Raw genomic sequence first — 12,621 nt, 5'->3', positions numbered from 1 at the left:
TGCCGGTTGAGCTTGGCGGGTTCTTTGGGTATGCTCCATTAAATCACCTGTTTTAAAAGGATGTTTGAATGCCGTTTCCACATCTGTTGCAACCCCTTGACCTGGGCTTTACCCAATTGAAAAACCGGGTATTAATGGGATCGATGCACACCGGTCTTGAAGAAGAAAAGGGCGGTTTTGAAAAATTGGCCGCGTTTTATCGTGAGCGTGCCGAGGGCGGTGTTGGTCTGATTGTGACCGGCGGTATTGCGCCCAATTTTCGTGGCCGTTTGGCTCCCCATGCCAGTCAGCTGAGCTTTTCCTGGCAGGTCAGGAAACACAAAATAGTAACGGATGCGGTGCACCAGGCCGGCGGCAAGATCTGTATGCAGATCCTGCACGCGGGCCGCTACGGCTACCATCCTTTTTCGCAGGCGCCGAGCAAGATAAAAGCTCCTATATCGCGCTTTACCCCGTCCGCCATGTCGCCACGTCAGGTTCGCTGCACCATTAAAGACTATGCTACCAGTGCTTCACTGGCTCGCAAGGCCGGTTACGATGGTGTCGAGGTGATGGGCTCAGAGGGTTACCTGATTAACCAGTTTATTTGCCAGCGCACCAATAAACGCACCGATGAATGGGGTGGCAGTTTTGACAACCGTGCCCGCTTCCCGTTGGAAATCGTTAAAGCCATAAGGGCCAAGGTCGGCAAAGACTTTATTATCATCTTCCGCCTGTCGATGCTGGATCTGGTGGAGCAGGGCTCCAGCTGGGATGAAGTAGTGCAATTGGCCAAGGCACTGGAGCAGGCGGGTGTCAGCATTATCAATACCGGTATCGGCTGGCATGAAGCCAGGGTGCCGACCATAGCCACCAGCGTGCCCCGGGCGGCGTTTTCCTGGGTGACCGAGAAGCTCAAGCGCGAGGTGAAGGTACCTTTGGTGGCGACCAACAGGATCAACACCCCGGAAATCGCTGAACAGATCCTGGCATCGGGCCAGGCGGACATGGTGTCCATGGCCAGGCCTTTCCTGGCGGATCCTGAATTCGTCAATAAAGCCGCGGCGGACCGAGCCGATCTGATTAACACCTGTATCGGCTGTAACCAGGCCTGTCTGGATCATACCTTTCAGCTCAAGCGCGCCACCTGTCTGGTGAACCCCAGGGCCTGTTATGAAACCGAGCTCAATCTGAGCAAAACAACGGCGCCCAAACGCATTGCCGTCATGGGCGCAGGCCCCGCGGGCTTGGCATTCTCCGTCAGTGCGGCTGCCAGAGGCCATAAGGTAGTGCTGTTTGAGGCGGCTTCCGAAGTCGGTGGCCAGTTTAATCTGGCTCGCAGGATCCCCGGCAAAGAAGAATTCAACGAGACCATCCGCTATTTCCTCACTCAACTCAAGGAAACCGGTGTAGAACTCAGGCTCAATACCCGTTTGGATGCGGACACGTTGAAGGCCGAAACCTTCGACGAAATTGTCATCGCCGCCGGTGTGGTACCGAGAAAAGTGAACTTACCGGGTTTTGACTCTCCCAAGGTGGTGACCTATCAACAGGTACTGCGCGGTGAAGTGCCGGTGGGTGAGCGGGTTGCCCTGATGGGGGCCGGTGGTATCGGGTTCGACATGGCCCACTTCCTCGGCGAAACATCCTCGGCGACCCTGGACAGGGACCGCTGGCTTAACGAGTGGGGGATAGACAAGGAATATCGCACCCCCGGCGGCCTGAAAGTCCCGGAAAAGGCCCACGGGCCCGAGCGTAAGCTTTACCTGTTGCAGCGCAAGACCTCCAAGATGGGCAAGGGCCTTGGCAAGACCACGGGCTGGATCCACAGGGCCGTGGTGAAACAGCACGGTGTGGTGGAAAAAACCGGTGTCAGCTACGAGAAGTTTGACGAGCAGGGACTGCATATCAAGGTGGGAGAGCAAAGCGAAATTCTGCCGGTGGACACCCTGGTGCTCTGTGCCGGTCAGGAGTCGAACCGTGAGCTGGTTGCCGCCATGGAGGCCACGGGCAAGCCGGTTCACCTGATAGGTGGCGTCGATGTGGCCGCCGAGTTGGACGCCAAGCGCGCTATCCGCCAGGGAACCGAATTGGCGGCACGAATTTAGTCACACGGTTTCACTGACAAACGCCCGCAGCCGCGGGCGTTTTGCTATGCTAAATTCACGTTTGGCTGATAAGAACAAGCAAGAAAACAAGGAGATGATAATGAGACATCTGATAGCGGTGTTAACGCTCGTAGTGCTCAATGGATTGCTGTCCATGCCCGCATTAGCCGGTGACAATTCACAGTACGATCCGGCCCTGGCAGAGCGCGCCGGTGCCGATGAGTACGGTATGAAGCAATATGTGCTGGCGTTTTTAAAGAAGGGGCCCAATCGTGACCGGTCCAAGGAAGAGGCGGAAAAGCTCCAGCGGGACCATCTGGATAACATAGGCCGCATGGCCAAGGCCGGTAAACTGGTGCTGGCGGGGCCTTTTTTGAATGATGGTGAGTTGCGGGGGATCTACATTTTCAACGTGCGAACCGTGGAAGAGGCCAAAGCCCTGACCGAAACCGATCCTGCCGTTCAGGCCGGAAGCCTGGTGATGGAACTCTTGCCCTGGTATGGCAGCGCGGCTTTGGTGGAGGTGAATGAACTGCACAAAAAAATGGCCAAAAAGGCCATCTGAGCCATTTGGTGTTGGCTATCAGTCGATGAGCAGATGTTCGGCCTGGGGATGCAAACTGACGGGGCGGTTGACCACGTCGGCCCCCTTGGCAGATAGGTCGAGATCCAAATCTTTACTGGGCACGCAGCAACAGGGCAGGCATTCGTCTTCGCCAAGCACGGCCAATGGTTCGGTCAGGTAGCGCACCGAACCACTGATCACCCGGGTCTTGCAGGCACCGCAGTAACCACTGCGGCACTCGGAAAACACCTTAATCTTTTTAACTTCAAGGGCCTGCAGCAAGGTGTGCTGCTGTCCATTAAACAGCAGCACCGGCTGGCCATTGAGGCTGACTATGGGTGCCTTGTTACAGGTCAAAGTCGAGGAACTCATTTTCATCAACTGCAGCATCAATCTGACCCACCAGATAGGAAGAGACTTCCACTTCCTGGGGCGCGACCTGTACCGCGTCGCTTTCAAGCCAGTTCTTCATCCAGGGCAGCGGGTTGGTCTGCTCACCGTAAGGTTGCGGCAGGTTAACCGACTTCATGCGCTGGTTGGTGATGAACTCCACGTATTGGCAGAGGATCTGCTCGTTGAGGCCGATCATTGAGCCATCTTTGAACAGATACTTGGCCCATTCCTTTTCCTGCTCGGCGGCACGGACAAACAAATCATAGGCCTGCTGCTGACACTCGATGGCAATTTCAGCCATTTCGGGATCGTCCTTGCCACCCTGCATCAGGTTGAGAATGTGCTGGGTTGAGTTGAGGTGCAGGGCCTCGTCACGGGCAATGAGGCGAATGATCTTGGCGTTGCCTTCCATCAGCTTGCGCTCGGCAAAGGCGAAGGAGCAGGCGAAGCTGACATAGAAGCGAATGGCTTCCAGGGCGTTGACCGACATCATGCACAGGTACAGGGCCTTTTTCAGCTCCCGCAATGTGACCTGAACCTCTTCACCGTCGATCATGTGGGTGCCTTCGCCCAGCAGTTCGTACACCTGGGTCAGCCTGATCAGTTTGTCGTAATAGGCGGCGATGTCGGTGGCGCGCTTGAGGATCTGCTCGTTGCCCACTATGTCGTTAAACACCACTGAGGGATCCGTGACTATGTTACGGATAATGTGAGTGTAAGAACGGCTGTGGATGGTCTCGGAGAAGGACCAGGTCTCAATCCAGGTTTCCAACTCCGGCAGCGACACCAGCGGCAGGAAGGCCACATTGGGTGAACGGCCCTGAATGGAGTCCAGCAGGGTCTGATACTTGAGGTTGGAAATAAAAATATGCTTCTCGTGATCGGGCAGAGCCGCATAGTCAATCTTGTCGCGGCTGACGTCCACTTCTTCCGGACGCCAGAAGAAGGACAGCTGCTTCTCGATTAACTTCTCGAATACTTCATAACGCTGTTGGTCGTAACGGGCGACGTTGACCGACTGACCGAAGAACATGGGTTCGCGGGTCGCGTCATTGGGGGTTTGACAAAATGTACTGTAAGCCATGGTTCGTATTCCGGGCAAAAGGGGGCAAAGGCCCCCGTTAACACCAAAGAGTTGTCTGACGGCGCATCAGATCTTGCAGGCGCCGCCGGCGCAGCCGTCATCTTCTTTTTCAACACTGGTGATGTCGTCGTGCTGATCGGTCGCACCATCACGGGTGTTATGGTAATAGAGCGTCTTGACGCCAAGCTTGTAGGCGGTCAGCAGGTCTTTGAGCAACAACTGCATCGGCACCTTACGACCTTCAAAGCGGGCAGGGTCATAGTTGGTGTTGGCCGAAATCGCCTGATCGACGAACTTCTGCATTATGCCCACCAATTGCAGGTAACCGTCGTTGCCTGGCATCTGCCACAGCAACTCATAGTTGTGCTTGAGGCTGTCAAAATCCGGTACCACTTGCTTGAGCTGACCGTCTTTACTGGCCTTGACCGAAATCAGACCACGGGGTGGCTCAATACCGTTGGTGGCGTTGGAGATCTGCGAAGAGGTCTCGGACGGCATCAGCGCCGACAGGGTGGAGTTACGCAGACCATAATGTTTGATATCGCTGCGCAGCGCTTCCCAATCCAGGTGCAGTGGTTCGTCACAAATCTTGTCCAGATCGCGCTTATAGGTGTCGATTGGCAGTATGCCCTGGGCGTAAGTGGTTTCATGGAACGCAGGGCAGGCACCTTTTTCCTTGGCCAGATTCATTGACGCCTTCAGCAGGTAGTACTGAATGGCTTCAAAGGTTTTGTGGGTCAGGTTGTTGGCGCTGCCATCGGAATACTTCATGCCGTTTTTCGCCAGGTAGTTGGCGAAGTTGATGACACCTATACCCAGGGTACGACGGTTCATGGAGGCTATGTGGGCCGCCTTGATGGGGTAGTCCTGGTAGTCCAGCAGGTTGTCGAGGGCACGTACCGCCAGATCCGCCAGGTTTTCCAGCTCTTCCAGATTGGCAATGGCGCCCAGGTTCAGTGCCGACAGGGTACAGAGGGCGATTTCACCATTGGTGTCATCGACACTTTCCAGCGGCTTGGTGGGCAGGGCAATTTCCAGACACAGGTTGGACTGGCGAATTGGGGCCACCTTGGCATCGAACGGGCTGTGGGTATTGCAGTGATCCACGTTCTGGATATAGATACGACCGGTTGAGGCACGTTCCTGCATCATCAGCGAGAAGAGTTCCACTGCCTTGAGGGTCTTCTTGCGGATGGCCGGATCCTGCTCATACATCTGGTACAGGCGCTCGAATTCATCCTGATCTTCAAAGAAGGCATCGTAGAGACCTGGTACGTCCGAGGGGCTGAACAGGGAGATGTTTTCACCCTTGATCAGGCGCTGATACATCAGTTTGTTCAACTGCACGCCGTAGTCCAGATGACGGACTCGGTTGTCTTCCACGCCGCGGTTGTTTTTCAGTACCAGCAGGGATTCCACTTCCAGGTGCCATATGGGGTAGAACAGGGTGGCCGCGCCACCACGGACACCGCCCTGGGAGCAGGACTTCACCGCGGTCTGGAAATACTTGTAGAAGGGCAAACAGCCTGTGTGGAAGGCTTCGCCGCCACGGATTGGGCTGCCCAGGGCACGAATACGACCGGCATTGACGCCGATACCGGCACGCTGACTGACGTACTTCACTATGGAAGAGGCAGTGGCGTTGATGGAATCCAGGCTGTCACCGCACTCGATCAGTACACAGGAGCTGAACTGGCGGGTTGGGGTGCGCACGCCTGACATAATGGGCGTGGGCAGAGAAATCTTGAAGGTCGACACCGCGTCGTAGAAGTCCTTGATGTACTTCAGGCGGGTTTCCTTCGGATAACCGGCAAACAGACAGGCGGCCACCAGGATATAGAGGAACTGGGCACTCTCATACACTTCGTGGGTCACGCGGTTCTGTACCAGGTACTTGCCTTCGAGCTGTTTAACCGCGGCATAGGAGAAGTCCATGTCACGCCAGTGGTCGATATAGCTGTCGAGTACGTCCAGCTCTTCCTTGCTGTAGTCGGCGAGGATGTGCTGATCGTATTTACCCATTTCCACCAGGCGTACCACATGGTCGTACAGCTTGGGCGGCTCGAATTGGCCAAAGGCCTTCTTGCGCAGGTGGAACACGGCCAGACGGGCCGCCAGGAATTGGTAATCCGGAGACTCGGGGGAGATCAGGTCCGCCGCGGCCTTGATAATGGTTTCATGTATGGCTTCGGTTGGAATGCCATCGAAGAATTGCAGATGTGAGCGCAGTTCTACTTCGGAAACGGAAACGTTTTTTAAGCCCTTGGCTGCCCAGGTAACGACGCGGTGGATCTTGTCGAGATTAATTGTCTCTCTTTCGCCACTGCGCTTTGTGACTGTCATGTTGCTGTTCATTGAAGATAGGCCTTGGTTCTTTTCACTGTAAATATGATTGGCGCCACCGTACGTATCCTTGTAAACAATCAATCTGGAATACCGTTAACCTACATCTGGCAGACAAGCTGTACTGGCTAAGCGGGGCATTTCTAGTGTGTCTGATTGCTGTCAATACACAAGATATGGTGCTTATTTAAATCTAAGATACAAGATAGTGAGGTGGGGGGCCATTTGCAAGTAAGAAATTGGTGTAGATCTTGTGGATATCTTGAGGATAAAAAAAACGTTAGTGGAAGCTAACTTCAGAGGGCAATTTTTCCCTGCGCTTAACATCGGCTGGCGATTATTTTGCCAGTTTGAGATCCGGTGCGATCGCTTTTTTAATGGGCGATCGCAATAAGATCGTCATAATTCTCTGTGGCGAATTTAGCCGCGATTGCGGATTAATTGCACCAACTCCAAGGGCGAATTCAGCCGATATTCCACTGGCCAACTGTCAATATCGTCTTGCTCGCCCAAATAGCCCCAAAGGGCGAGGACCGGCGCCATACCTGCGTTTACCGCGGCCTGCATATCACGCTCGGCGTCGCCCAAATACCAAATATCCGCCGGCGCCACCCCCAGTTGCTGCGCCGCCAGTAACATGGGCGCCGCATTGGGTTTGGCCATCAGAGTGCTGTCTCCGCACACTATGGACAACAGCGCGCTTTCTATTCCCAGGGATCCCATCAAGGGGCGGCAAAAGCGGGCGGCTTTATTGGTAACAACCCCAACAGGGATCCCTGACTGTTCGAGTTCTTTCAGCAGTTCGGCCATGCCTGCAAACAGCACGCAATGCTGGCCGTTGATACGGGCATAGTGGCGTAGCAGCGCATGTTGCAATTCGTATTTCATCGCCTGGGGCTGCATCGGCGCGCCGGCTTCAACCAGTGCCAGGCTGCCGTGGGAGGCCACATGACGCATTTGCGCCAGCGAAACCTCCGGTAAGCCGAAGTCACTTAACGCCAGGTTGAGTGCCTGCACCAGATCCGGTGCCGTATCCACCAGGGTGCCATCCACATCAAGCAGTACCCCCTGGGGGCGCAGTCGGAGATCAGTCAAGGGGTTTTACCGTGGCTATCATATAGTTGACATCCAGGTTCTGGGTGTAGCCGAACATGCCGCTCAACGGGTTGTAACGGATCCCCAGGGCGTCGCGATTGAGCAGGGCGGTATTGTCTACCATGGCCATCAATTCAGATGGCTTGATGAACTTGCCGTGGTCATGGGTGCCGACGGGTAACATCTTCAGCAGATACTCAGCGCCGAGTATGGTTTCCACATAGGAGCGCAGATTGCGATTGATGGTGGAAAAGAACACCCAGCCACCGGGTTTGACCATGTCGCAGCAGGCCTGGATCACTGACTGGGGATCGGGCACATGCTCCAGCATCTCCATGCAGGTGACCACGTCATAGCTTTCCCTGTGACTGTCTCTGTGTTCTTCGGCCGTCTGTTGTACATAGTCAATACTGACGCCGGCTTCCAGTGCATGCAGTCTGGCGACATCCAAAGGCTCTGCTCCCATATCCAGCCCTGTCACTCTGGCGCCGATACGGGCCATGCTTTCCGACAATATGCCGCCGCCACAGCCGACATCGAGTACTGCTTTGGCAAAGATGCCGCCGGCGGTCTTGTCTATATAGTTGAGCCGCAGGGGATTGAGTTGATGCAGTGGCTTGAACTCACCTTCAGGATCCCACCAGGTTGCAGCCATCTTTTCAAATTTGGCTATTTCATTGGCATCGACATTGGCGTGCTGAGACATATATAGAGTCCATTTTTTCGCAGATGGATAAGGATGCGCCCATTATAGCGATTTGCCCCCGGTTAAGAAGCCAAACTTTGCCCTTTATTGCCCGCTTAATTGGCATATTTGGCGCTTTAATGAGCAGGGAACATTGAAATTGGATACTTAATCTACAAACACCCCGGATTTATGGCGCGAACACTGTCGGTACTTAAAGGCAATTCCTTAAATATTCCGCTGAATTTATTAGTGAAAGTGTAATCCGGCCCCCTGATATCATGGACAATCCGAGCCCCATGTTACCAAGATGCAAAACAGGGGCTTCCGACAATAAATTACTGTGTTAGAATGCCAAATCACGTTTATTGGCTCGACAAAGACACGGAATGCCGGCTTGTCAGCTATTTTTCAGGGGATCGAGCAGTTTATGACTGATTTGGCTTCATCAATTTCGCCAATTAATATCGAAGACGAACTCAAGAATTCGTACCTGGATTACGCCATGAGCGTGATCGTGGGCCGGGCATTGCCGGATGTGCGTGACGGTTTGAAACCCGTGCATCGTCGCGTGCTGTTCGCCATGAGCGAGTTGAAGAACGACTGGAACAAGCCCTACAAAAAATCCGCCCGTGTGGTCGGTGACGTTATAGGTAAATACCACCCACACGGCGACAGTGCCGTGTACGACACCATAGTGCGGATGGCGCAACCTTTCTCCCTGCGCTACACACTGGTGGACGGTCAGGGTAACTTCGGTTCCATCGACGGTGACGCGGCAGCGGCCATGCGTTATACCGAAATCCGCATGGACAAGCTGGCTCATCAGCTGCTGGCCGATCTCGACAAAGAAACCGTCGACTATGTGCCCAACTATGACGGCACAGAACAAATTCCTGCGGTGCTGCCAACACGCATTCCCAACCTGCTGGTAAACGGTTCTTCCGGTATTGCCGTGGGTATGGCCACCAACATTCCGCCACACAACATCAATGAAATCATTCAGGGTTGTCTGGCGCTGATTGAAGATCCCGAGTTGCCGATTGAGCAACTGATGGAATACATCCCGGGTCCGGATTTCCCAACAGCCGCCATCATCAATGGCCGCAAGGGTATTGAAGAGGCTTATCGCACCGGCCGCGGCAAGGCCATCATGCGTGCCCGTGCCGAAGTCGAAACCGAAGACAGCGGTCGCGAGCGCATTATCGTTACCGAAATTCCTTACCAGGTAAACAAGGCTCGTCTGATAGAAAAGATTGCCGAGCTGGTGAAGGATAAGAAGCTGGAAGGCATCAGCGGTCTGCGTGACGAATCCGATAAAGACGGTATGCGTATCGTTATCGAGATTAAGCGCGGCGAAGTGGGCGAGGTGGTGCTGAACAACCTCTATGCCCATACCCAGATGCAGACCTCTTTTGGTATCAACATGGTGGCCCTGGCCAATGGCCAACCCAAGCTGTTTAACCTCAAGGAGATGCTGGAAGCCTTTATTCTGCATCGCCGTGAAGTCGTTACCCGCAGAACCGTATATGAACTGCGCAAGGCCCGCGACCGTGCCCACATTCTGGAAGCACTGGCGGTGGCCCTGGCCAACATTGACCCCATCATTGCGCTGATCAAGGCCTCTCCGAGTCCTGCGGAAGCCAAGGTACGTTTGATTGAAAACGGTTGGGCTTTGGGCAACGTGCAAGCCATGCTGGAAAAGGCCGGTGATGACGCCGCCCGTCCAGAGTGGCTGGAGCCCCAGTACGGTATCCGTGATGGCCTGTACTTCCTGACCGAGCAACAAGCCCAGGCGATTTTGGATCTGCGTTTGCACAAGCTAACCGGTCTGGAACACGAAAAGATCCTCCAGGAATACGAGGAACTGCTCGAAATCATCGCCGCTTTGCTGTTTATTCTGCGCAGCCCTGAGCGCCTGATGGAAGTGATTAAGGAAGAGCTGGAGGAGATCCTCGAGCAATTCGGCGATGCCCGCCGCACCGAAATCAATGCCTCGGCCGTCGACATCAGCCTGGAAGATCTTATCACCGAAGAAGACGTGGTGGTCACCCTGTCGCATCTTGGCTATGCCAAGTACCAGCCTCTGTCCGATTACCAGGCCCAGCGCCGTGGTGGTAAGGGCAAGGCGGCAACCAAGGTGAAGGACGAGGACTTCGTTGAGAAGCTGCTGGTTGCCAACACCCACGACACCATACTCTGCTTCTCGGATCTGGGTAAGCTGTACTGGCTCAAGGTATATCAATTGCCGCTTGCCAGCCGTCAGTCCCGCGGCAAGCCTATTATCAACCTGCTGCCGCTGTCCGAAGGCGAACGCATCACGGCTATTCTGCCGGTGCGTGAGTACGAAGAAGGCAAGTTCATCATCATGGCGACTTCTCACGGCACAGTGAAGAAAACCGCCTTGACCGAATACAGCCGTCCACGGGCCAACGGTATCATTGCCGTCAACCTGAAGGATGGTGATCAGCTGATCGGTGTGGATATCACAGATGGCAGCAACGAGATCATGTTGTTCTCTGACGCCGGCAAGGTTGTGCGCTTCAAGGAAGGAGAAGAAGTTGCCGTGGTTGATGAAAACGGCAACCCTGTGCTGGATGAAAACGGTCAGCCGCAAATTAACTTCAAGGGCGTGCGCCCCATGGGCCGTAACGCCACCGGCGTGCGCGGTATTGCCCTCGAAGATGGTCAGAAAGTAGTGTCCCTGATTGTGCCCAAGGGCGATGGTGCCATTTTGACCGTGACCGAAAATGGATACGGTAAGCGTACCGAGCTGATGGAATATCCGGCCAAGAGCCGCGCCACCAAGGGCGTAGTGTCCATCAAGGTCAGCGAGCGTAACGGTGCCGTAGTGGGTGCGGTTCAGGTAGGTGAGAATGACGAGATCATGCTCATCAGCGATAAGGGCACCCTGGTGCGTACGCCAGCCAATGGTGTGTCCATCATAGGTCGTAACACTCAGGGCGTGACCATTATCCGTACCGCCGAGGATGAAACCGTGGTCGGTCTGCAGCGGATTGATGAAATCCAGGGCGGCGACGAAGTCGAATACGACGAGAACGGTGAACCCATAGTGCCGGTGGTCGACGAGGCCGCAGACACAGAAGAGGCTGCGGGTGAAGACACCGAAGCATAATAACTGAAAAACGGGCGTCCATTGTGACGCTCGTTTTTTTGGTGGAAACAGAATTTTAAAAACAGTACCCGAGGAGATTGCGAGTGAGCGTTAAGTATAATTTCTGTGCCGGTCCAGCGATGTTGCCCCCACCCGTGATGGCAAAGGCGCAACAGGAATTGCTTGATTGGAATGGTCTGGGCGTGTCCGTGATGGAGATCAGCCATCGCAGCAGTGAATTCATTGCACTGGCGAAACAGGCCGAAGCCGATTTGCGCGAACTCATGTCGATACCCGACAACTACCACGTGTTGTTTATGCACGGCGGTGGTCGTGGCCAGTTTGCAGCGGTTGTGAATAATTTTCTCGGAGACAAAGGCCGTGCCCTGTATTTGGTCAGCGGTCAATGGTCAAAGTCGGCCATGGAAGAGGCCAGAAAGCTGGCGGGCGACAGCCAGATAGATGCGCTGAATATCGTTGAAAATATCAATGGTATCAATACAGTGGTAATGCCCGTATTGAAAGGCAATGGCGATGAATACCGCTATTTGCACTATTGCCCCAATGAGACGGTCGATGGTATCGAAATTTTTGATGAGATAACCAGTCCCTGGCCGATAGTGGCGGACCTGTCTTCCACCATCATGTCCCGTGTGCTGGATGTCAGTCGCTATGGCCTGATTTACGCCGGCGCCCAGAAAAACATAGGCCCGTCGGGTCTGGCGATAGTGATAGTGCGCAAAGACCTGCTGGCACTGCCACAGATGCCCCAGGCCTCCATCATGGACTATCGCCTCTGTGCCGAGCATGACTCCATGTTCAACACGCCACCGACCTTTGCCTGGTACCTGGCTGCAGAAGTCTTTAGCTGGCTCAAAGGCATAGGCGGCGTCAAAGCCATGGAAGCCATCAACAAGGAGAAGGCCGCCAGACTGTACGCTTGTATAGACAAGCTGGACTTCTACCGCAATGGGGTGGCGGTGGCAAACCGCTCCCGCATGAATGTCACTTTTCAGCTGGCCGATGACTCGCTTGACAAGGACTTCCTTACCGAGGCCGAAGCCCGGGGATTGCTGGCGCTCAAGGGCCACAGAATTGTAGGCGGCATGCGTGCCAGCCTCTATAACGCCATGCCACTGGACGGTGTGGATGCCCTGGTAACCTTTATGGAAGAGTTTGCCGCCAGGCACGCCTAAGCCAATAAAAAGGTTAAAAAGAACGCTATAAAGCGCATGAAAAAGGACTGCTTTGGCA

Annotated in this window: 9 protein-coding genes; 4 read left to right on the top strand and 5 right to left on the bottom strand. The window is 54.5% G+C overall.

What is annotated here, in order from left to right:
• Positions 1–68 precede the first annotated feature (68 nt).
• Both JYB85_RS09235 and JYB85_RS09230 read left to right on the top strand, forming a co-directional pair.
• Positions 69–2,087 (top strand): NADPH-dependent 2,4-dienoyl-CoA reductase, encoded by a 2,019-nt coding sequence (locus JYB85_RS09235; protein WP_207379081.1) that lies wholly within the window; start codon positions 69–71, stop codon positions 2,085–2,087.
• 100 nt (positions 2,088–2,187) lie between these two features.
• Positions 2,188–2,652 carry a YciI family protein gene (locus JYB85_RS09230; protein WP_228730071.1) on the top strand — a complete coding sequence of 155 codons (465 nt, stop codon included), beginning with the start codon at positions 2,188–2,190 and terminating at the stop codon, positions 2,650–2,652.
• A gap of 18 nt (positions 2,653–2,670) precedes the next feature.
• On the opposite strand, the gene yfaE is transcribed toward JYB85_RS09230, so the two are convergent.
• The 5 genes from yfaE to ubiG form a co-directional block, all read right to left on the bottom strand.
• Positions 2,671–3,030 (bottom strand): class I ribonucleotide reductase maintenance protein YfaE, encoded by a 360-nt coding sequence (yfaE, locus tag JYB85_RS09225; protein WP_207319787.1) that lies wholly within the window; start codon positions 3,028–3,030, stop codon positions 2,671–2,673.
• Positions 2,999–4,129: a class Ia ribonucleoside-diphosphate reductase subunit beta gene (gene nrdB, locus JYB85_RS09220; protein WP_207379079.1), complete on the bottom strand. Its 1,131-nt coding sequence runs from the start codon at positions 4,127–4,129 to the stop codon at positions 2,999–3,001. The genes yfaE and nrdB overlap by 32 nt, the downstream gene beginning before the upstream one ends.
• Before the next feature lie 66 nt (positions 4,130–4,195).
• Complete coding sequence (gene nrdA, locus JYB85_RS09215) at positions 4,196–6,484, bottom strand: class 1a ribonucleoside-diphosphate reductase subunit alpha (RefSeq protein ID WP_207379078.1); 2,289 nt, start codon at positions 6,482–6,484, stop codon at positions 4,196–4,198.
• A gap of 408 nt (positions 6,485–6,892) precedes the next feature.
• The gene (locus tag JYB85_RS09210) at positions 6,893–7,567 is read right to left on the bottom strand and encodes an HAD family hydrolase (protein WP_207381933.1); all 675 of its coding nucleotides are present in this window, start codon (positions 7,565–7,567) and stop codon (positions 6,893–6,895) included.
• Complete coding sequence (ubiG, locus tag JYB85_RS09205; RefSeq protein WP_207381932.1) at positions 7,560–8,273, bottom strand: bifunctional 2-polyprenyl-6-hydroxyphenol methylase/3-demethylubiquinol 3-O-methyltransferase UbiG; 714 nt, start codon at positions 8,271–8,273, stop codon at positions 7,560–7,562. Before ubiG ends, JYB85_RS09210 begins: the two co-directional genes overlap by 8 nt.
• Positions 8,274–8,682: 409 nt before the next feature.
• On the opposite strand from ubiG, the gene gyrA reads away from it, so the two are divergent.
• Positions 8,683–11,388 (top strand): DNA topoisomerase (ATP-hydrolyzing) subunit A, encoded by a 2,706-nt coding sequence (gyrA, locus tag JYB85_RS09200; protein ID WP_207382021.1) that lies wholly within the window; start codon positions 8,683–8,685, stop codon positions 11,386–11,388.
• An 83-nt stretch (positions 11,389–11,471) separates the two neighbouring features.
• Positions 11,472–12,563: a 3-phosphoserine/phosphohydroxythreonine transaminase gene (serC, locus tag JYB85_RS09195; protein ID WP_207381931.1), complete on the top strand. Its 1,092-nt coding sequence runs from the start codon at positions 11,472–11,474 to the stop codon at positions 12,561–12,563.
• Positions 12,564–12,621: the final 58 nt, after the last annotated feature.

The sequence above is a fragment of the Shewanella sedimentimangrovi genome (assembly GCF_017354965.1).
Lineage (GTDB): Bacteria > Pseudomonadota > Gammaproteobacteria > Enterobacterales > Shewanellaceae > Shewanella > Shewanella cyperi.
This window is presented reverse-complemented; position numbering and strand designations above follow the sequence as displayed.